Below are 21,968 nucleotides of genomic sequence, written 5' to 3' on the forward strand. Positions count from 1 at the left end.
AATTGAAAGGAGTCGCACATGGCCAAGCGTTCCCGCCCGGCAGCCTTCCTCGACGACCCGTTGTGGTACAAGGACGCCGTGATCTACCAGTTGCATATCAAGTCGTTCTTCGATGCCAACAACGACGGCATCGGTGACTTCGCCGGCCTGATCAGCAAGCTCGATTACATCGCCGAACTGGGCGTCAATACGCTCTGGTTGTTGCCGTTCTACCCCTCGCCACGGCGCGACGACGGCTATGACATCGCTGAATACAAAGCCGTGCACCCCGACTACGGCAGCATGGCCGATGCCAGGCGGTTCATCGCCGAGGCGCACAAGCGCGGGCTACGGGTGATTACCGAGCTGGTCATCAATCACACCAGCGACCAGCACCCGTGGTTCCAGCGCGCACGCCATGCCAAGCGTGGCAGCAAGGCCCGCGACTTCTACGTGTGGTCGGACGACGACCAGAAATACGACGGTACGCGGATCATCTTCCTCGACACCGAGAAGTCCAACTGGACGTGGGACCCTGTGGCCGGCCAGTACTTCTGGCACCGCTTCTACTCGCACCAGCCGGACCTGAATTTCGACAACCCGCAAGTGCTCAAGGCGGTGATCGGGGTGATGCGCTTCTGGCTCGACCTGGGTGTCGACGGGCTGCGCCTGGACGCGATTCCCTACCTCATCGAGCGCGATGGCACCAACAACGAGAACCTGCCCGAGACCCACAAGGTGCTCAAGGCGATTCGTGCCGAAATCGATGCCAATTACCCCGACCGCATGCTGCTTGCCGAGGCCAACCAGTGGCCCGAGGACACGCGCCCGTACTTTGGCGAAGGTGACGGCGACGAGTGCCACATGGCGTTTCACTTCCCACTGATGCCGCGCATGTACATGGCCCTGGCCATGGAAGACCGCTTCCCAATCACCGACATCCTGCGCCAGACGCCAGAAATCCCGGCCAATTGCCAATGGGCGATCTTCCTGCGCAACCACGATGAGCTGACCCTGGAGATGGTCACCGATCGTGAGCGCGACTACCTGTGGAACTACTACGCGCAAGACCGCCGCGCGCGCATCAACCTGGGTATCCGCCGTCGCCTGGCGCCGTTGCTGCAACGTGACCGGCGGCGCATCGAACTGCTTACCAGCCTGCTGCTGTCGATGCCCGGCACGCCGACCCTGTACTACGGCGACGAACTGGGCATGGGTGACAACATCTACCTGGGCGACCGCGATGGTGTGCGTACCCCCATGCAGTGGTCGCCGGACCGTAATGGCGGTTTTTCCAAGGCCGACCCGCAGCGCCTGGTACTGCCGCCGATCATGGACCCGCTGTACGGCTACCAGACGGTCAACGTCGAGGCACAGTCCCACGACCCGCATTCGCTGCTCAACTGGAACCGCCGCCTGCTGGCGGTGCGCAACCAGCAGAAAGCCTTCGGCCGCGGCACCTTGCGTACGCTCACCCCGAGCAACCGCCGCATTCTGGCGTACATCCGCGAGTACACCGATGCCGAGGGCAACAGCGAAGTCATTCTGTGTGTTGCCAATGTGTCGCGTGCGGCCCAGGCCGCAGAACTTGAATTGTCCCAGTACGCCGACAAGGTGCCTGTAGAGATGCTCGGCGGCAGCGCCTTCCCGCCGATCGGCCAGCTGCCGTTCCTGCTGACGTTGCCACCTTATGCCTTCTACTGGTTCTTGCTGGCATCGCACGACCGCATGCCCAGCTGGCATGTGCAAGCTACCGAGGGGTTGCCAGAATTGACTACGCTAGTGCTGCGCAAACGTATGGAAGAGCTGCTCGAAGCGCCTTCGAGCGACACATTGCAAGACGCGATCCTGCCGCAATACCTGCCCAAACGGCGTTGGTTTGCCGGCAAGGAAGGGCCTGTCGATCAGGTGCGCCTGTGTTACGGCGTGCGTTTGGGCACCGCCACCACGCCGGTGCTGCTGAGCGAAATCGAAGTGTTGGGCGATGGCCAGCGTAACCGTTACCAGTTGCCGTTCGGGCTGCTGCCTGAAGACCAGATCAACAGCGCGTTGCCCCAGCAACTGGCGCTGTCGCGGGTACGCCGTGGCCGTCAGGTGGGCCTGATCACCGATGCCTTCGTGCTCGAGCCCTTCATCCGTGCGGTGCTGCGCGCCTGCCAGGACGGCCTGCGCCTGCCCTGTGGCAATGGCCAGGGCGAGTTGGGCTTCCACTGTACCGAAGCGTTGGCCGGCCTGGGCCTCGATGAAGACAGCGCGGTGCGCTACCTGAGCGCCGAGCAGTCCAACAGCTCTGTGGTGGTGGGCGACCGTGTGGTGCTCAAGCTGATCCGCCGGGTCAATCCGGGGGTTCACCCGGAGCTGGAAATGAGCGCTTACCTCACCGCCGCCGGGTTCACCAATATCTCGCCGCTGCTGGCCTGGGTCAGCCGCGTGGACGAGCGCCAGGCACCGCACCTGCTGATGATCGCCCAGGGTTACCTGAGCAACCAGGGCGACGCCTGGGCCTGGACCCAGAACACCCTGGAGCGGGCCATCCGCGACGAGATGGAACCGTCCAGTAAAGAGGGCGACGCGCATACCGACGCACTGGCCGAGCTCAACGGTTTTGCTGCCTTGCTTGGCCAGCGCCTGGGCGAGATGCACCTGCTGCTGGCCGCCCCGAGCGATGACCCCGCCTTCCGGCCGCGCAGCAGCGATGGCGAAGACAGCGAGCGCTGGGCCCAACAGATCAGCCGCGAGCTGTGCCATGCCCTGGACTTGCTGGCTCAGCACCGCGACAGCCTGGACGGCGATAGCCAGGCGTTGGTCGACGACCTGCAACAGCGCCGTGAAGGCCTTGCCCAGCACATCGCTACCTTGGCAAGGCAGGCCGAAGGCGGCCTGCTGATGCGTGTTCACGGGGACCTGCACCTGGGCCAGGTACTGGTGGTGCAAGGGGATGCCTACCTCATCGATTTCGAAGGTGAGCCGTCGCGCCCGTTGGACGAGCGCCGGGCCAAACACAGCCCTTACAAGGATGTCAGCGGCGTTTTGCGATCCTTCGACTATGCTGCTGCGATGATCCTGCGCAGCGCCTCGGCGGTAGACGTGTCCGAGGCAGCACGGCAGGCTCGTCAGCGGGTCGCCCGGCAGTACCTGCACCAGTCGCGCCACGCCTTCGTCGAAGCCTACGGCCTGGCCACCGCCGCCATGCCTCACGCCTGGCAGCACGCCGAGGGCGAGCGCGCCGCACTGGAACTGTTCTGCCTGGAAAAGGCCGCCTACGAGATTACTTATGAAGCCGAGAACCGGCCAAGTTGGCTGGCCGTGCCTTTGCATGGCTTGCATGGATTGATCAGTACCTGGGGAGAGTCATAGATGAATGCAACCACGCGTGATAACGGTGGCCTTCGGCAGCGGGAGCTCGATGCCCTTGCCCGCGCCGAGCACGCCGATCCTTTTGCAGTACTTGGCCCCCATGGCGATGGCGCGGGCGGGCTGTGGGTCCGCGCCTATCTGCCAACTGCGCTGAGCGCCCGGGTGTTGAGCCGTGATGACGGGCGAGTGCTGGGCGAAATGCAGCAGGGCAGCCTGCCCGGGCTGTTCACCGCGCACCTGGATGATGCACAGCCCTACCTGCTGCAGATCGGCTGGGCCGGTGGCGAGCAGGTGACCGAAGACCCGTACAGCTTTGGCCCGCAGCTGGGAGACATGGACCTGCACCTGTTCGCCGAGGGCAACCACCGCGACCTGTCGGGGCGCTTTGGCGCCCAGCCGACGCAGGTCGACGGCGTCGCTGGCGTGTGCTTTTCGGTCTGGGCGCCCAACGCCCGGCGCGTGTCGGTGGTGGGCGATTTCAACAATTGGGACGGCCGTCGCCACCCGATGCGCCTGCGGCACGGCGCCGGGGTGTGGGAGCTGTTCGTGCCGCGCCTGGGCGTCGGCGAAACCTACAAATTCGAGGTGCTGGGCAAGGAGGGCGTGCTGCCGCTGAAGGCCGACCCGCTTGCCCGCGCCACTGAGCTGCCGCCCAGCACTGCCTCGAAGGTGGCCGGCGAACTCAGCCATGACTGGCAAGACCACGAGTGGATGGAGCACCGCGCCCAGCGCCATGCCTACAGTGCCCCGCTGTCGATCTACGAACTGCACCCAGGCTCCTGGCAGTGCGAGCTCGACGACCTGGGTGAGGTGTCGCGCTTCTACAATTGGCGCGAACTGGCCGAGCGCCTTGTGCCCTACGTGCAGAAGCTCAACTTCACCCACATCGAGCTGCTGCCCATCATGGAGCACCCGTTCGGTGGCTCCTGGGGCTACCAGCCCTTGTCGATGTTCGCACCGACTTCGCGCTACGGCACGCCAGAAGATTTTGCGGCATTCATCGACGCCTGCCACCAAGGTGGCATCGGTGTGATCCTCGACTGGGTGCCGGCGCATTTCCCCACGGACGAGCATGGCCTGGCGCGCTTCGACGGCACGGCCCTTTACGAGTACGACAACCCTCTGGAGGGCTTCCACCAGGACTGGAACACCTTGATCTACAACCTGGGCCGCAATGAAGTGCGCGGTTTCATGCTGGCTTCGGCACTGCACTGGCTCAAGCACTTCCACATCGATGGCCTGCGGGTCGATGCGGTAGCCTCGATGCTGTACCGCGACTATTCGCGCAAGGCTGGCGAATGGGTGCCCAACCGCCATGGCGGGCGCGAGAACCTGGAGGCCATCGACTTCATCCGCCACCTCAACGGTGTAGCCGCCCATGAGGCCCCGGGCGCGCTGATCATCGCCGAGGAGTCCACCGCCTGGCCGGGTGTCAGCCAGCCCACCCAGCAAGGTGGCCTGGGCTTCGCCTACAAGTGGAACATGGGCTGGATGCACGACACCCTGCACTACATCCAGAACGACCCGGTGCACCGCAGCTATCACCACAATGAGATGAGCTTCGGCCTGATCTACGCCTATTCCGAGCATTTCATCCTGCCGATCTCCCACGACGAAGTGGTGCACGGCAAGCATTCGCTGATCGACAAGATGCCCGGCGATCGTTGGCAGAAGTTCGCCAACCTGCGCGCCTACCTGGCCTTCATGTGGACTCACCCGGGCAAGAAGCTGTTGTTCATGGGCTGTGAGTTCGGCCAATGGCGCGAGTGGAACCATGACCACCAGTTGGACTGGTACCTGCTGCAGTACCCAGAGCACCAGGGCGTGCAACGCCTGGTGGGTGACCTGAACCGGCTGTACCGTGAACTGCCGGCATTGCACGAGCAGGATTGCCAGCCGCAGGGGTTCCAGTGGCTCATCGGTGATGACGCGCAAAATTGTGTGTATGCCTGGCTGCGCTGGAGCAGCAATGGCGAGCCGCTGCTGGTGGTGGCCAACTTCACCCCGGTACCGCGCGAGGGGTATCGGATTGGGGTGCCGTTCGGGGAGCGTTGGCAGGAGCTGCTCAACAGCGATGCCGAGTTGTATGCCGGGTCGAATGTGGGCAACTTGGGCGCGGTGGAGAGTGACGAGGTCGCCAGCCACGGGCAACCGCTGTCGCTGGCACTGAACCTGCCGCCGCTGGGGGTACTGGTGCTCAAGCCTGTTTGATAGCGGGCTAGAGTCGGCCTTTTCGCGGGCTTGCCCCGCGAAAAGGCCACACTGATCACCAGCGCATCCTGACCCCCAGGCTGCCGATCAAACCATTCAGATCATTGTCATCCACATCACTGCTGTAATCGGCACTGACGAACAGCGCCATGGAAGGCGTCACGCGCGCCACCAGGCCCAACCCCAGTTCCACGGTCGTCGAATAGCGCGAGCCGGATATCTTGTCGACCTGGTCCAGCTTGACCTCGTCGGCATTGCTGAAGTCATACCAGACGTTGGTGCGCACATAGGGCTCGACCGGCATGCCCCGCACTTCGTAGCGCCCGGACAACTTGGCACCGACGCGGCCACTCCAGGTGGGTTGGCTATCGAACGCCTGCAGCGTCTCTTCCTGCACCTGGTTGCCCGGGAAGAACTGCTGGTTGATCAACTGTGCCTGTGGCTCGATCACCCAACTGCCACCGAGGCGGATCGGGTAACCACCCTCCACGGAAAAGGTCATCGCATGGCCGCTGTCGTTTACCCGCTGCCCAGTTTCGCCCCGGCCCAGCACATCGATGCGCGAGCCCATGGCGACAGCGTCCACGTGCCAGCCCTGGTCATGAGTCATGCTCCAGTACACCCCCAGGCTTTCGCCGCTGAGGTTGACGGCGTTGCGCTGCTTGTCACCGAGCAGTACCCGGCTGCCCTTCATGCTGCTCTGCAGGTTGTTGTGCCCCACGAATATCCCCGCGCGGTGCACGTTGCCGCCGCTGGTTTCACGCACGAACAGGTCCGGGCCAATGGTCAGTTGCTGGCTGGGTGCTTCCAGCTGTTCCGGGGCCTGGGCGCCCGGGCGGGCAGTGCCCGGGAAGAACTGCGCCCATTGGCTGGCAATCAGGTCGGGCGCCAGCGCGCCATGGCGTTCAGCCATCTTGTTGCTGAAGGCCGTCAGCGTGCCCAGGCTCAGGCCGCTGGCGCTGACCGGGTCCAGCGACAGTTGCGCCAGTGCCGGCTGCTGCAGGAACGAAGGTGAACCGGGATCGTCCAGCACTTCGAAGGCGAAGGTTTCCACCGGGGTTGCCAGAAGCATCGACGTGGAAACCGCGTAGAAAATACGGTCGAAGCGCAACGGGTTCGAGGTGTATTTCATGGCGGATCTCCTGTGTTTTTTTGTTGTACAGCCCAAGGACCTGGCCTGTTGTCACGAGCTGTACGGCAAAACACAGGGCGACCCAAACCAGTACGCCAGCTTTCTCAAGCACGCACGAAGGCGCGAGCTCACGGCCCGGCGCAATTTTTTTACGACTAGATAATCTCTAGCTAAGGAGAGGTAAGGGGTTGCGTCAAGAAAGTGTTAAAAGGGCGGGAAGGGCGGGTGCGCGGCGTTAACGTCATGATTTCTAGCGAAAACATCAATGGCATAGCGGCGTTAGCTATTTCATCCACCCTGGCTATGCCGAATCATTGCAAACGCCGCTGTTACGCCCGGTCTGGGCAGTGCGTCCAAGGTGGCACAGCCGGCCCTGAGATCCGTTCGGTTCAGGGCCGGTTAGCCAACGCCGGGTCAGTCCTCCTCGCGCTGCAGCACCATCAGCAGCATCGAGCGCCCCTGGACCTGGAACGTGCTCTCGAACGGCAAATGCTGGCCCTTGCGCAAGTCCGGCCGGTCGGTGTCCACCAGGCAGCTCCAGTAGTCACCGTCCGGTACCGTCGGCAGCAAGAAAGGCACCACATCGTGGTGACTGTTGACGATCAGCAGTACCGTGGCCTCCGAACCCGGGCGGGCGATGCCACTGACCTGGGCACGGCCGTCGATCAGCATGCCCAGGCAGCGGCCATGGGGGTCTTCCCACTGCTCCACGGTCATCTCGTTGCCGTCAGGCGCCAGCCAGGTCACGTCCTTGACCCCGATCGCCTCGTTGTAGTCGCCGACCAGAAAACGTGAGCGGCGCAGCACCGGATAGGCCAGGCGCAGGCGAGTCAGGCGTTTGACGAAAGCCAGCAGGCTTTTGCCTTCTTCGTCCAGGTCCCAGTTGACCCAGCCGATCTCGCTGTCCTGGCAGTAGGCATTGTTGTTGCCGTGCTGGGTGCGGCTGAACTCGTCGCCAGCGACGATCATCGGGGTGCCCTGGGCCAGCAGGAGGGTGGCGAAGAAGTTGCGCATCTGGCGCATGCGCAGGGCATTGATTTCAGGGTCGTCGGTGGGGCCTTCCGCGCCGCAGTTCCATGACAGGTTGTTGTCGGTGCCGTCCTGGTTGTTCTCGTCGTTGTCTTCGTTGTGCTTGCCGTTGTACGACACCAGGTCGCGCAGGGTGAAACCGTCGTGGGCGGTGATGAAGTTGACCGAGGCATAAGGGCGCCGGCCGCGATTGTTGAACATGTCGCCAGAGGCGGTCATGCGCGAAGCAAAGTCGGCCAGTTGGCCTTCGTCGCCTTTCCAGAAGGCGCGTACGGTGTCACGGAAGCGGTCGTTCCACTCCGCCCAGCCCGGTGCGAAGTTGCCCACCTGATAGCCCCCTGGGCCACAGTCCCATGGCTCGGCGATCAGCTTCACCTGGCTGAGCATCGGGTCCTGGCGGCAGGCGACGAGGAAGCCGTGGCGTTCGCTGTAGCCGTCGTGGTAGCGGCCCAGGATGGTGGCCAGGTCAAAGCGGAAACCGTCCACGTGCATTTCGCCAGCCCAGTAGCGCAGCGAGTCGGTCACCAGTTGCAGCACGCAGGGGTGGCTGAGGTCCAGGGTGTTGCCGGTGCCCGAATCGTTGATGTAGTAGCGTTTGTCATCGGGCATCAGCCGGTAGTACGAGGCGTTGTCGATGCCGCGCATGGACAGGGTCGGGCCGCGCTCGTTGCCCTCGGCGGTGTGGTTGTAGACCACATCGAGGATCACTTCGAGGCCGGCGTCGTGCAGGTGCGCGACCATTTCCTTGAACTCGGCGATCTTGCCACTGGCCAAGTAGCGCGGGTGCGGTGCGAAGAAGGCGATGCTGTTGTAGCCCCAGTAGTTGTTCAGGCCTTTGTCCAGCAGATGCTGGTCATTGACGAAGGCGTGGATCGGCAACAGCTCGATGCTTGAAACGCCTAGGTCCTTGATGTGCTTGAGCAACTCGTCATTGGCAAGGCCGGCGAAGGTGCCGCGCAGTTTTTCCGGCACGGCCGGGTGGCGCATGCTGATACCGCGGGCATGCGCTTCGTAGATGATGGTGCGCTCCCAGGGAATTTGTACGCGCTCATCGCGGCCCCAGGTGAAGGCCGGGTCGATGACTTTGCATTTGGGCACGAAGGGCGCGCTGTCGCGCTCGTCGAACGACAGGTCACCGTCGGGGTGGCCGATGGTGTAGCCGAACAGCGCCTCGGACCATTTCAGGCTGCCGACCAGTTGCTTGGCGTACGGGTCGATCAGCAGTTTATTGGGGTTGAAACGGTGGCCGTTCTCCGGCTCGTAGGGGCCATAGACTCGGTAGCCGTACACCAGCCCAGGGTGGGCGTCAGGCAGGTAGCCGTGGTAGATCTCATCGGTGTACTCCGGCAGCTCGATGCGCTCGAGCTCCTGCTCCCCCGTGGAATCGAACAGGCACAGCTCGACCTTGGTGGCGTTGGCTGAGAACAGGGCGAAGTTGACGCCCAGCCCATCCCAGGTGGCGCCGAGCGGGAACGGCATGCCTTCGCGCAGGCGGGACGGTGCTATGGAACGGGTTTTCTTGGGAATACGGGGGCTCATGGCAGTTCTCGAATAGCCGTAGGGGAGGGGCGGATGGTGCTTGAGGTGCGGCCCTATCGCCGGCTTGCCGGCGCCCGCAGCAATCCCAGGGTGTTGCAGAATTCTGTGGGAGCCGGCTTGCCGGCGATAGGGCCGGGGGCTGGCTTAGCCAGCAGCCGGCTTCTTCGCTGTCTTGGGTTTTTTCGCAGCGGCCGGTTTCACCCCGGGCAGTGCAGCTGCCTTGGGTTCGGCAGGCGCTTTGGGCTGCGCTGCAACCTTGGGCTTGGCGGCAGCCTTCTTGCGCGGCGCAGCCTTGGGCGCCAACGCCTCGGCTTCGGCCAGCTTGCGGGCCATGTCCCAGTGGCGTTGTTCCTCGCCTACAGGCTTACCCTCAGACTCCCAGATCTGGTAGGCAAATTCGCGAATACGTTTTTCATCGACACTCATCATGACGCTCCTGATGCTCAAGATTGTTGTATCAACACATTGACCGGAAATTCCGATAGTACGGCGCTCAACATCAGCTCCTTTGAAGGGCTGACCACCGCGCTAGGGAAAAGTCCCATCGAGTTGGCAGGCGACAAGGCAAACGGCAATATCACCCGGGTGTCGTCCCAGTTCTGTGCCGGGATCAACGGTGTCGAAGCGCCGCCCAACAGGCCGCTGGCCAAGCGCGGGGCAATGACGATGGCGCGGTGGTCCTCACCCAGCCGGGCGAAGGCCAGCACCTTGTCGGCATGGCGCCCCTGCACGGTCAGCGGCAGGTAGGCACCACGGCGGAACAGTTCGGCATGGGCCTGCCGACAATCCAGCAGCCGTGCCAGCAGCGCCTGCTTGATGCGGCCGTCGCGCCAGTGCGCCAGCAGCTCGGTCACCGGCAGGGCGTCATCAAGCGTGCAGCGCCTTTGAGCGTAGTCCACCGGGCGGCGGTTGTCGGGGTCTACCAGGCTGAAATCCCAGTACTCATTGCCCTGATAAAGGTCCGGCACGCCGGGTACGGTGCTGCGCAGCAGCGCCTGGACCAGGCCATTCAGAGCGCCGGGGGTGGCGATCAAGTGTGCGGCGTCGGCCAGGGACTGGCGCAACTGCTGGTTCTCGCGGCCGAGCAGCAGGCCATCGACGTAGGCCGCGCAGGCGCCCTCATACGCCTCGTTAGGGGCGTTCCAGCTGCTGCGCAGCTTGGCTTCACGCAGCGCTTTCTGCTGCCATTGGCGGATGCGCCCGGCATAGTGCTGCAGGGCGTTATCGTCGTGCAGGTCAAGGTCCAGGGGCCAACTGCCCAGCAGCGTCTGCAACAGCAGTAGCTCGTCGCCCGGGCTTGGCGCAATGCCGTCTTCCAGCTGTTCACGCAGCGGTGCAGCCAGCTCGCGCCAATGCTCCACGCGGCTGGCGAACCAAGGGCCGCGCTCACTGAGCACCGCCAGCCGCGCGCGGGTGTCTTCGCCGCGTTTGTGGTCATGGGTGGCGGTGGCCAGCAGGTTGTCGGGGAAGTCGCGCAGGCGGCGCTGGGCCTCGTTGTGGAAGTGTTCGGGGCCGGCACTGAAACGCTCGGCCTCGAAGCCTACGTCGTTGCGCGACAGCAGGCGCGCCGAGCGGTAGAAGGTGGTGTCTTCCACGGCCTTGGCGGCGCTGGGCGCGGTGAGCTGCTGAAAGCGCACGCAGGCATGGCGCAGGTGTTTGCGCTGTCGGCCAGGAGGCAGCCTGCGCCACCCCTGGCCGCCAAGCCACTGCTCAAGCTGCTCGAGCAATGGCCAGTCCGCGTCGCTGAGGTCCTGGCGGGCATTGGCCAGGGCCTGCTGGAAGAATTTCTCGTCTTCGGCCGGGCGGCCGCAGGCATTGAAGTACGTGCGGTACACCGGATAGTGGGCGACCAGAGCTTGCAAGGCGCGGCGTATCGCCCCAAGGGTCAGGTCGCGGGTCATCAGGTCATCGCGCGCGACTTGCAGCAGCGCCTGGGCCACCGACTCACAGTCGCCGGCCAGGCTGGCATTGAGCACCAGATGCCGAGCCTGGCGTACTTCCTCCTCGAAGTCCGGCCGCTCGCTGACAGTGGCCCACAGTTCGGTCAACGGGGCTTCGCCTGCGGGGTCGTGCTGCAGCAGCGAGACCTGGTTCATGAACTCGTAGCCGGTGGTGCCGTCGGTGAACCAATCACGGTGCAGGTGTTCTTCGCTGCCAAGGATCTTCTCGACGTAGATCGGGAAATGCTCGAGCGCTGCATCGAGGGGGCGCTTGGCCAGCAGGCCGTCGACCCGCCGGCGCAGCTTGCGGCAATAGCCGCGAGGGTCGGCCAGGCCGTCGATATGATCGATACGCAGGCCGTCGACCAGGCCGCGCTCGATCAGCTCGAACAGCTTGGCATGGGTCGCCTCGAACACTACCGAGCGCTCTACGCGCAAACCGCCCAGCTCGTTGATGTCGAAGAACCGTCGCCAGTTGATGTCGTCGGCGGCAGTGCGCCAGCTGGCCAGCCGGTAGGTTTGCCGTTCAAGGAGCAGGTGCAGGCGCTGCAGGCCGCTCTCGGTGCGGCTGTCGAAGGCCAGCAGTGCAGACTGCAGGTCAGCGCCGTCGCGCACCAGACGGGCCAGTTCGGCCTGCACCGGCACCGCGGCTGCCAGCGGGTCGGCGGCATCGTTCAGTGCGGTGAAGTGTTCGGCCAGCCGCTGCAGGGCAGGCTCGGGGCTCAGCGAAAGAATCCAGCCATAGTCGACCGGGCAGATCGGGAAGCGGTGCTCGTAATGGGCCACCTGCAGCACGCCAGTGCGCGCGTCGAATTCCAGCGGTATTTCGCCATTTTTCAGCGCGGCGCCATAGTCGCAGCCCAAAAAGGGCAACAACAGCTGGCCGGCCAGCAGTGGGTCGCTGGAGTGCCACTGGATATCGAAGAATTCGGCGTAGGGGCTACGCCGGCCCCACGCCAGCAGGCTCTGCCACCACGGGTTGTCCGCGCCGCCGACGGCCATGTGATTGGACACGGTATCCAGGATCAGCCCCATGCCGTGCTGGCGCAAGGCGGCCACCAGCCGCTGCAGCGCAGCCTCGCCGCCGAGCTCTGGGTTGACTTGGGTCGGGTCGACCACATCGTAGCCGTGACGTGAACCGGCGCGCGCCTTGAGGATGGGCGAGGCGTACAGGTGGGTGATGCCCAATTGGGCAAAGTAGGGCACCAGCGGCAGTGCGTGGTCGAGGGTGAAATCGCTGTGAAACTGCAGGCGCAGGGTGGCGGACAACGGCTTCATTGATCACGCTCCCAGGCTTGCTCGCGGGCCTGGGCCAACAGCTCCAGGCGGCGTGCGGCATCTTCATGGTCGAGCAGTTCGCGCACCGGCAGCGCGAATCGTCGGCGCCAGTTGGGGTGGCCTTCGGTCGTGCCGGGGAAGTTGGGTTGCTCTTCACTGCCGAGCAGGTCTTCGAGCGGGATCAGCACCAGCGGTGCGCGGGTGTGACCAACGTAACGGATGGCAGCATCGATCAAGTGGTCGTTATCCTTTAGTGGGCCGTAATTGGCTTCAAGCGTGCGGCGCAGGCCGTCACGCTCTTTCTGTCGCGCCTGACGCCAGTGCAGCTCGGTGGCGTCATCGATCAGTTGCAGGCGCTGGCTCCAGTCGATGTCGCGGTTTTGCAGCCAGCCGGCCAGCGGCGCCAGGTCGTGGGTGCCGGTGGTGGCCAGGGCTTTGTCTGGCCAGTCGAGGATCGGCGTGAAGTGGCCCGGCTGGGCCTGCTCGAAAGGCAGCACGCGCATGCCCAGCACGGCCTTGTCCGCCAGCTGTTCGCGCAGGCCTTCAGGTACCGTGCCCAGGTCTTCACCCAGGACGACTGCCTGGTGCCGCACCGACTCAAGGGCCAACAGGCGCAGCAGGTCCTGCAGCGGATAATGCAGGTAGGCCCCTTCGTTGGGCTTGCAGCCACGGGGGATCAGCCACAGGCGGCGCAGCCCCATCACATGGTCGATGCGCAAGCCGCCGGCGTGGGCCAGGTTGGCCCGCAACATTTCGATGAAGGCGCGGTAGCCATTGCGTTTGAGGCCTTCGGGCGAGAAGGCGCAGATGCCCCAGTCCTGGCCGCTGCGGTTGAGGATGTCCGGAGGAGCACCCACATTCAGGTCGGCCAGCAGCTCGTCCTGGCGGCTCCAGGCCTGGCTGCCGGCACCGTCGGCGCCCACCGCCAGGTCGGCGATCAGGCCGACCGCCATGCCGTTGCTTCGGGCGGCCTCCTGGGCACGCTGCAGGCTGCGCTCGGTCAGCCACTGGCAGAAGGCATGGAACTCGACCTTGGCTGGATAGGCGCTGGCGAAGGCCTCCACTTCCGGGTGATAGGGGTCGTGCCAGGCGCTCGGCCAGTTGCGCCAATCGGCGCCCAGGCCGTCGTCCACGGCTCGTGCCTGCAGCACTTCGAAGCGGCAGTGGTGCTCCAGCGCCTGGCCAGCGGCCTCGCGGAAGCTCTCGAAGTCCTTGCGCAGCGGGTGCTCGGCCTGGCTGAAATTCTGGTACAGGGCGTCGAGCAGGCGCAGGCGGGCGCCGGCAGCGCGTGGCCAGTCGACCAGCGGGCTCTGCTCGAGGTCTTCCAGGGTTTGCTCCAGGCCGCAGGCCTCCACAGCCATGCGCACGGCACGTTCACCGAGCACGGCAGCGGGGCTGGCATACAGGGGGTTGAGCAGCAGGCGGCTGGAGGGGGAGTAGGGGCTGTAGTGCTGCTGGTCGTGCGCTGACAGGGCGTGGATGGGGCTGATGGCGAGGGCATCGGCACCCCGTTCCGCGGCGCTGCGCGCCAGTTGCTCCAAGGCCAGGCAGTCGCCGTAGCCGCCATCACCAGGGCGGCGCAGGCTGTAGAGCTGCGCCGCAATGCCCCAGCAGCGCGGTGGCGGTTGGTCGACAGCGTCCTCCAGGCTGTGACAACGCAGCGGTGCCACCGCCACTGTGAACGTGCGGCCATCGATGTCCACTTGGTGATAGCCCAAGGGCAGTTCGCCAGGCAGTTGTGCCTGGCTGTCGAGGGTAAGCGCGAGCTGGCTGTGGTCTTCCAGGGTGCAGCGGGCGGCGCTGCCTGCGCTGAAGTAACGTGCCAATTCCAGTGGCCGGCCCAGGTCGGCGGTCAACAGCGGCGGTAAGTGTTCGCTGTCTTGGGCGACGCCCACAGCGTGCAGGCTGTCCTGGATGGCGCTTTCGTCACTGGCGGGGTGCCCAAGCGCCTCGAGGACCTTGCGCAGCACGTCGTCGCTAACCTGTTGTGGCCTGTCGTTGGCGTCGATCCAGTCGCGGGCCAGCCCTACGCGGGCGGCCAGGCGGTGTAATGCAGTGTCACTCATGGGCGCTCCTGGCCAGGTGCAAGCAGGCTGACCACGCAGCTGTACGCAGACAGTGCGGTGTCAGGGTGCGTGGTGTCGCTACTGTCGAACAGGCGGTGCTCGGCAGGAGGCAGGTCGACCGGTTGTGGCGTGGAGGCCAGGTTCAGGTCGATGCGCAGGGTGTCGCCATTGCCAAGGCGCCAGCGTGCGGTAAGTGCCTTCTCGCCCAGTACCTCGGCGCCCAGCGCACGGCTGCCAGGCAGGTGCGGTATGACGTGGCGCCGGCGCAGTTCCAGCAGTTGCTGATAAAGGCCGTGCCAGCCGGCGATGACTTCCTGACGCTGTGGCCTTGAGGCCTGGAATGTCTGCTCGGCATTGGGGTCCGGGATGCGCTCGCGTTGCGCGGGGTCGGCAAAGGCGGTGAAGTGGGCGAATTCGCCACGCCGCCCTTCGCGCACGGCATCCGCCAGCTCGTCATGGAAGTCGGTGAAGAACAGAAATGGCCGGCAACTGCCATCTTCGTCACCCATGAACAGCAGCGGGATCATCGGCGCCAGCAGCAGCAGGCCGGTCGCGGCGCGCAGGGCAGGGGCCGGGCACAGGCGGGTCAGGCGTTCGCCCAAGGCGCGGTTGCCAATCTGGTCGTGGTTTTGTAGGAACAGGACGAACGAACTGGGCTCAAGGTGGCCACTGGGTTCGCCGCGCGGTTGGCCATGGCGGTTGGCCTGGCCCTGGAACACGAAGCCTTCGGACAGGCAGCGGGCCAGCTTCTCGATCGGTTGTTGCTGGTAGTCGGCGTAGTACCCTTCGGTTTCACCCGTGAGCAACACATGCAGGGCATTGTGGCCATCGTCGTTCCATTGGGCGTCGAAGCCCTGTTCCAGCAAGAACGCCTGGTTATGCTCATTCTCCAGCATCAGCCACACCTGCCGGCCAGGCTCCACCGCCGCGCGTACCCGTTGCGCCAGTTCGATGAGGAAGTCGGGCTGGTCGATGGCATGCACGGCATCCAGGCGCAGGCCGTCGCAGCGGTAGTCGCACAGCCACATCAGGGCGTTCTGGATGAAGAACTCACGCACCTCTGGCCGGCGGAAGTCGATGGCTGCGCCCCAGGGCGTCTGCCGGTCTTCACGGAAGAACGGGCTAGCGTACTGGTGCAGGTAGTTGCCGTCCGGGCCGAAGTGGTTATAGACCACATCCACCACCACCATCAGGCCCTGGCCGTGGGCGTCATCGACCAGCGCGCACAATTGCTCAGGGCTGCCGTAGCTGTGCTGCGGCGCGTATGGCAGCACGCCGTCGTAGCCCCAGTTGCGCTCGCCAGGGAACTGCCCGAGTGGCATCAGCTCAACGGCAGTGATGCCCAGCTCGGCCAGGCGAGGCAGGTAACGGCTGACACCCGAGAACCCTTCGAGCACCCCCACATGCAATTCCTGAATGACCGCTTCGTGCCAAGGGCGCCCTTGCCAGGGATGCTGCCAGGCATAGGCCTGGGTATCCACCAATTGGCTTGGACCCTGTACGCCTTCGGGCTGGTAGCGCGAGGCCGGATCGGCCACCTGCAGCTCGCCGTCGATGCGGTAATGGTAACGGTCACCGGGCTGGCACGGGGCAACCCCCGTAAACCAGCCGTTTGCGTCGGGCAGCAGCTCGATCGGCGGCTGCTGCTCCAGTTCCAAGCTCACGCTGCGCGCATCCGGCGCCCATAGGGCGAAGCGCGCCGACGTGGCGTCCAGCATTTGTGCGCCATGCCTGTGCATCTTCGACTCCCCGCTCAGTAGTGGCTCAGCTGTGCCTGTTTGACCAAGTCCTCGTAGAGACGGGCGTAGGGTTCGACCGCCTGGCACCAGTTGAACGGCTGAGTCATCGACAGGCAGCGCATGGCGTTGAGCAGGTTCTTCTTGTCGAACACATAGAAGGCGCGGCTTAGCGCTTCGCGGTAACTGTCCACGGTCGACTCATCGAACAGGAAACCGGTGACGCCATTCTCGATGGTGTCGGCCAGCCCTCCGGTGTTGCGCGCCACGGGCAATGAGCCGAAACGCTGCGCATACATCTGGCTCAAGCCGCAGGGCTCGTAGCGTGACGGCATCAACAGGAAGTCGCTGCCGGCGAACATGCGCCGCGCATCGGTTTCGTTGAAGCCGATGCGCACACCGATGCGGCCGGGGTGACGCAGGGCCAGTTCACGCATGGCTTGCTCTTCTTCAGGCTCGCCACGGCCGATGATTGCAATCTGCCCGCCCTGTTCGACGATGTAGTCGGCCACGCCCAGGGTCAGGTCCAGGCCTTTCTGGAACACCAGCCGCGAGACCACGGCGAACAGCGGCCCTTCGCTTGGGTCGAGTTCGAACAGGCGGCGGACTTCCTCGGCATTGCGCGCCTTGCCATCCCAGTCGTTGATGCTGAAGTTGTGCTGCAAGTGCTTGTCGGTGGCCGAGTCCCAGCTTTCGTCGATGCCATTGGGGATGCCGCCGAGCAGGCCTTGTTGAGCCTTGCTGGCAAGGAACCCGTGCAAGCCGCAGCCGAATTCTGGGGTGGTGATCTCGCGGGCGTAGGTGGCACTGACAGTGGTGATATGGCTGGAGTAGGCCAGGCCGGCCTTGAGGAAGGACAGCTTGCCGTAGAACTCCATGCCTTCCTGCTGCATGGCATGGTCGGGGATCGCCAGTTCCGGGCTGCAGGCGCGGCTGTACACGCCCTGGTAAGCCAGGTTGTGGATGGTGAACAGGGTCGGGGTGCTCAGGCCGCGCCAGTGCATGTAGGCCGGGGCCAGCCCTGCAGGCCAGTCATGGGCGTGCACCACTTCGGGCGTCCAGTGGATCTTGCCTTCACCGGCGGCGATCTCGGCCGCGGCAAGGCCAAGGCGGGCGAAGCGGATGTGGTTGTCGGGCCAGTCGCGACCATTGTTGGCACCATAGGGTGTGCCGTCGCGCTGGTACAGCTCGGGGCAGATCAGCACGTAGATGACCAGGCCGTCAGCCATGTCCATACGGCCGATCTTGCACGGCGGCAGGGCAGCATGGCCGCCCAGTTCGCCGACGATATGAATGGGGTTGTCGCTCTCGACCACCTGGGTGTAGCCAGGGATCAGCACACGAACATCGTGCAGATGGGCCAATGCTCGCGGCAGTGCCGCCGAAACGTCGCCCAAACCGCCGGTCTTGATCAGGTCGGCAATTTCGGAGGTGACGAACAGGATCTTGCGTTTGTTGGGGTTGTGCTGGCGCTGAGCGCCGGGTGCCTTGACTGTCGTTGCGAAATCCGGGGTGATCGGTTCGCGGTTTTCCGGTTTGAATGACTCTACGCGAGGTTCGACAGCGGCACTGATCATACTTCTCTCCGTCCCTATGGTGTGGCCGGGTGCTGGCACCCGTTTGCTTTATTTCGTGCTGGTTATCTCTGCTTCGTATCCAGGTACTGCATCCTTGCCCCATGGTTCGTGCGCGCACGCACGTCGCGATCGGCATTCCGGCCGACGGCGTCTGGTCTGGAAGGAGTGAGCGGGCTGCAGCGAAGGGGGTCCCCATGCTTTGGCCTGCTTAAAGTTCCTGACCCGCCGCCTTTTGTAAAAGTTCGACTTTTTTGATGTCGCCTCTTCCTTGAGCAAATCGCGGGCCGAAAGCTGAGTGTAGGAGACCGGAAGTAAAAAGGGTGACCCACTGGTCACTTTCGTTATGACGCGAGATAGACGCAAACGTTGGCGAGTGATACTGCCATCGAACGAGGGCGTTCCAAGGTTGGGCGGGGGTGTTTTCGAGGGGCGCCATTTTGTAGCGCAATGCTCTAAGCGCACCATTCTGGTGCGAAAAATGGCCCCTTAGCGAGTGTATCCGTGCGTGGCGCTGCCACGATGTCTGCGTGCAGCGGATTTAATCGCGAGAGAGGCCGTTATGAATGGATCAAGCCGTGGGTGAGTTCCGGCGGGAGACTTGGCTCATTGAGTGGGTAGCACAGAGGAGTGGTGATGGGTAATCAGCCACTCGCCGTCGATGCGCCGGTAATTGAAGGTGAAGCGTGCCGGTACCGCCTTGCCCGTGCCGGCGAAGCGGAAGGTGTAGAGGCCGGCCAGGGTTGCTTCGCCGCAACCGGCGAACACATGGGTTTCATCCAAGGTGCCGACGGGGCGGTCGGCAAGGAAGCCACGGAAGTAGTCCATGTGGGCCTGCCGAGTCAGCCGTGGGCTGGCCGAGAGTGTCGGTAAAAGCAGGGCACCGTCCATGTAAAGCGCTGCAACCTGGCCCGGATCGCCACTTTGCAGGCGCGCGTTCCATTGCTCGAACAGCCCAAGTATCTCGTCATGCCGGGCAACATGACATTCGCCTTGGGCATTGGCGAATGCCGACGCGCCGATGAAGCTCAGCGTAGCGAGCGGCAGCCAGATGGGAAAACCGCGCATACAATCAGTCCTCGTGCATAGCAGGCCCCGGAATGGGGCGCTCGAGGCGCATCATGCTTGCTGCAGTACCCGGCTGGATGTCAGGCGCGGTCAGGGCCGGTGTTAGGAAGTTTCTGTACTTCGGGCGTGCGGGGTGAGGCGGTGGGAGCGCTTTGGCCCCCACTGGAGGGATGTTCGATCAGAGGCCGATGGCCTTGTCGTCGCCGGAGCGGGCCTGCTCCAATTGCATGTGCAAGCGGGCGACCTGCTGGCGGAGCTGGTCGCGTTCGTCCTTCAATTTACGCAGTTCATCACGGCGCACAGATACATAGAGGGTCTGGGTTGGAGTGGCAGGCATCAAGGTACCCATGTAAACACCTCGCGGTTTTGGCTGGTGACAATAAAAGCGTAGTCGCTTCACGCGGCGGGCATTCTGAATTCTTTCACTGCTCATTGGAACTTTTTTGTTTAACGTTGTCTCGCCGTTCGTCGCTGAACCCTCGGGCGGTGTGCTGGACTAATCTGAAACGCTGGACTGTGTTGTCATTCATTTTTTCAAGGGGAGCATCGGCTCATGCAACTGGGAATCGTCGGGCTGGGCCGCATGGGCGGCAATATTGCAAGGCGGCTGATGCGCGCCGGACACCGCACGGTCGTGCACGACCGTAACCGTCAGGCGGTAACCGGGCTGGAAGGCGAGGGCGCCCAAGGTGCCCACGACCTTGGCGCGCTGGTGCAGAAGCTGAAGGCGCCACGGGCGGTATGGGTGATGCTGCCGGCGGGCGAACCGACCGAGCAGACCATTGCACAACTGGCCGAGCTGCTGGAGCCGGGCGATGCGATCATCGACGGCGGCAATACCTTCTACAAGGACGACATGCGCCGCGCCGCCGAGCTGGCCAAGCGTGGGCTGCATTACCTGGACGTCGGCACCTCCGGCGGTGTCTGGGGCCTGGACCGTGGCTATTGCATGATGATCGGCGGTGAGAAGGACGTGTTCGAGCGCCTGGAGCCTCTGTTCAAGGCGCTGGCGCCGGGCGTTGGCGACATTCCGCGCACCCAGGGCCGCGAAGGGGAGCACGGCCGCGCCGAACATGGCTACATCCATGCAGGCCCGCCCGGCGCTGGCCACTATGTGAAAATGGTGCACAACGGCATCGAATACGGGTTGATGCAGGCCTACGCTGAGGGCTTTGACCTGCTGCGCAGCAAAGGCGGCGATGAACTGCCGCCAGAACAACGCTTCGACTTGAACGTCGCCGAAATCGCCGAGGTATGGCGCCGTGGCAGCGTGGTCACCTCCTGGCTGCTGGACCTCACCGCCGACGCCCTGGTGGCCGACCCGCAGCTGACGCAGTTCAGCGGCTCGGTATCGGACAGTGGCGAGGGCCGCTGGACGATCGATGCAGCCGTGGAGCAGGCCGTGCCGGTGCCGGTCCTGTCCAGTGCCTTGTTCGCCCGGTTCCGCTCACGCCAGCAGCAAGGCACCTACGGTGACAAGGTCCTCTCGGCCATGCGCCTGGGCTTCGGTGGCCACGTCGAGAAGAAAGGCCAATGACCCGACAGACCATTCCTGCAGCTGGCCCTTGTACCCTGTTCCTGTTCGGTGCCAACGGTGACCTGGTCAAGCGCCTGCTGATGCCGGCGCTGTACAACCTGGGCCGGGACGGCCTGCTTGACCGCAACCTGCGCATCGTGGGTGTGGACCACAACCCAGCCACCGCCGATGAGTTTGCCGAGCGGCTGCACGCGTTCATGCGTGAGCGCGCCGACAAAGGCGGCGAGGGCGCGGGCAAGGGCCTGGACGAAAAGCTTTGGGCACGCCTGGCCAAGCGCCTGGACTACCAGACTGGCGATTTTCTGGACCCTGCCACCTATACCGCGCTGGCCAAGCGCATCGACAAGACCAGCCATGGCAACGCCATCTTCTACCTGGCCACCTCGCCACGCTTTTTCCCCGAGGTTGCCCAGCGCCTGGGTGAGGCCGGCTTGCTTGACGAGTCTGCCGGGGGCTATCGCCGGGTCGTGGTGGAGAAGCCCTTCGGCACCGACCTGGCCAGTGCCGAGGCGCTCAACGCATGCCTGCTCAAGGTGATGAGCGAGCGGCAGATCTACCGCATCGACCATTATCTGGGCAAGGAGACGGTGCAGAACATCCTGGTCAGCCGTTTTTCCAATGGCCTGTTCGAGTCGTTCTGGAACAACCACTACATCGACCATGTGCAGATCACCGCCGCCGAAACGGTGGGGGTCGAGACGCGCGGTGCGTTCTATGACCAGACCGGCGCTTTGCGCGACATGGTCCCCAACCACCTGTTCCAGTTGCTGGCGATGGTTGCCATGGAGCCGCCTGCAGCCTTCGGTGCCGATGCCGTGCGCGGCGAAAAAGCCAAGGTGATCGGCGCTATCCGTCCCTGGTCGGCGAAGATGGCGCTGAAGAACTCCGTGCGCGGCCAGTACACCGCCGGCAAGCAGGGCCGCAAGCGCCTGGCCGGGTATCGCCAGGAACACCGGGTGGCGGCCGACAGCCAGACCGAGACCTACGTGGCCCTGAAGGTGATGATCGACAACTGGCGTTGGGCCGGCGTGCCGTTCTACCTGCGTACCGGCAAACGGATGAGCGTGCGCGACACCGAAATCGCCATCTGCTTCAAACCAGCGCCCTATGCGCAGTTTCGGGAATCGGAGCTGGAGCGGCCCAAGCCTAACTACCTGAAGATCCAGATCCAGCCCAATGAAGGCATGTGGTTCGACCTGCAGGCCAAGCGCCCAGGGCCGGAACTGGTCATGGAAAACGTCGAGCTGGGGTTTGCCTACAAGGACTTCTTCAAGATGACCCCGGCCACGGGGTACGAGACCTTGATCTACGACTGCCTGACCGGTGACCAGACCTTGTTCCAGCGTGCCGACAACATCGAGAACGGCTGGCGCGCGGTGCAGCCGTTTCTCGATGCCTGGGCGCAGGACGGCGAGGTGCATGAGTACCCGGCGGGTGAGGATGGACCAGAGGCTGGCAACGAGTTGCTGGCCCGTGACAAGCGTGAGTGGCACCGGTTGGGGTGACACGCGGCCCGCCTGGC

General features: G+C 64.2%; 13 protein-coding genes. 4 read left to right on the plus strand and 9 right to left on the minus strand.

Annotated features, from left to right (window positions below; all coding sequences use genetic code 11):
- The first annotated feature begins 18 nt into the window (after positions 1 to 18).
- Together treS and glgB are read left to right on the plus strand one after the other, a co-directional pair.
- Positions 19 to 3,336, plus strand: coding sequence for a maltose alpha-D-glucosyltransferase (gene treS / locus OSW16_RS09610; RefSeq protein ID WP_267822581.1), 3,318 nt, complete (start codon positions 19 to 21; stop codon positions 3,334 to 3,336).
- Entirely contained in the window at positions 3,337 to 5,547 is a 2,211-nt protein-coding gene (glgB, locus tag OSW16_RS09615) for a 1,4-alpha-glucan branching protein GlgB (RefSeq protein ID WP_267822583.1), read from the plus strand.
- Positions 5,548 to 5,602: 55 nt separating this feature from the next.
- Here glgB and OSW16_RS09620 read toward each other — a convergent pair whose 3' ends face one another.
- The 9 genes from OSW16_RS09620 to OSW16_RS09660 all read right to left on the minus strand — a co-directional run bounded on the left by OSW16_RS09620 (position 5,603) and on the right by OSW16_RS09660 (position 19,258).
- Positions 5,603 to 6,679, minus strand: coding sequence for an autotransporter outer membrane beta-barrel domain-containing protein (locus tag OSW16_RS09620; RefSeq protein ID WP_267822585.1), 1,077 nt, complete (start codon positions 6,677 to 6,679; stop codon positions 5,603 to 5,605).
- A gap of 414 nt (positions 6,680 to 7,093) precedes the next feature.
- Positions 7,094 to 9,247: a glycogen debranching protein GlgX gene (gene glgX, locus OSW16_RS09625; RefSeq protein WP_267822588.1), complete on the minus strand. Its 2,154-nt coding sequence runs from the start codon at positions 9,245 to 9,247 to the stop codon at positions 7,094 to 7,096.
- Positions 9,248 to 9,391: 144 nt separating this feature from the next.
- The gene (locus OSW16_RS09630) at positions 9,392 to 9,676 is read right to left on the minus strand and encodes a DUF2934 domain-containing protein (RefSeq protein WP_241803298.1); all 285 of its coding nucleotides are present in this window, start codon (positions 9,674 to 9,676) and stop codon (positions 9,392 to 9,394) included.
- Positions 9,677 to 9,690: 14 nt separating this feature from the next.
- On the minus strand, positions 9,691 to 12,465 hold the full coding sequence (locus tag OSW16_RS09635; RefSeq protein ID WP_267822590.1) for a malto-oligosyltrehalose synthase: 2,775 nt from the start codon (positions 12,463 to 12,465) through the stop codon (positions 9,691 to 9,693).
- Positions 12,462 to 14,531: a 4-alpha-glucanotransferase gene (gene malQ, locus OSW16_RS09640; RefSeq protein WP_267822592.1), complete on the minus strand. Its 2,070-nt coding sequence runs from the start codon at positions 14,529 to 14,531 to the stop codon at positions 12,462 to 12,464. Before malQ ends, OSW16_RS09635 begins: the two co-directional genes overlap by 4 nt.
- On the minus strand, positions 14,528 to 16,270 hold the full coding sequence (treZ, locus tag OSW16_RS09645; RefSeq protein ID WP_267822594.1) for a malto-oligosyltrehalose trehalohydrolase: 1,743 nt from the start codon (positions 16,268 to 16,270) through the stop codon (positions 14,528 to 14,530). Before treZ ends, malQ begins: the two co-directional genes overlap by 4 nt.
- A gap of 14 nt (positions 16,271 to 16,284) precedes the next feature.
- On the minus strand, positions 16,285 to 17,844 hold the full coding sequence (glgA, locus tag OSW16_RS09650; protein WP_267822597.1) for a glycogen synthase GlgA: 1,560 nt from the start codon (positions 17,842 to 17,844) through the stop codon (positions 16,285 to 16,287).
- Between the two features lie 603 nt (positions 17,845 to 18,447).
- A complete protein-coding gene (locus OSW16_RS09655; RefSeq protein ID WP_267822599.1) occupies positions 18,448 to 18,909 on the minus strand; it encodes a DUF4440 domain-containing protein in 462 nt (153 codons plus the stop codon).
- 178 nt (positions 18,910 to 19,087) lie between these two features.
- Positions 19,088 to 19,258, minus strand: a complete 171-nt coding sequence (locus OSW16_RS09660) for a DUF6026 family protein (protein WP_241803304.1) — start codon at positions 19,256 to 19,258, stop codon at positions 19,088 to 19,090.
- Between the two features lie 204 nt (positions 19,259 to 19,462).
- Here OSW16_RS09660 and gnd point away from each other — a divergent pair, with 204 nt between their 5' ends.
- A complete protein-coding gene (gnd, locus tag OSW16_RS09665; RefSeq protein ID WP_267822602.1) occupies positions 19,463 to 20,446 on the plus strand; it encodes a phosphogluconate dehydrogenase (NAD(+)-dependent, decarboxylating) in 984 nt (327 codons plus the stop codon).
- On the plus strand, positions 20,443 to 21,951 hold the full coding sequence (gene zwf, locus OSW16_RS09670; RefSeq protein WP_267822604.1) for a glucose-6-phosphate dehydrogenase: 1,509 nt from the start codon (positions 20,443 to 20,445) through the stop codon (positions 21,949 to 21,951). Before gnd ends, zwf begins: the two co-directional genes overlap by 4 nt.
- The last annotated feature ends 17 nt before the right edge of the window (positions 21,952 to 21,968 follow it).

Origin of the sequence: Pseudomonas putida, from assembly GCF_026625125.1 — a bacterium.
Classification (GTDB): Bacteria; Pseudomonadota; Gammaproteobacteria; order Pseudomonadales; family Pseudomonadaceae; genus Aquipseudomonas; species Aquipseudomonas putida_X.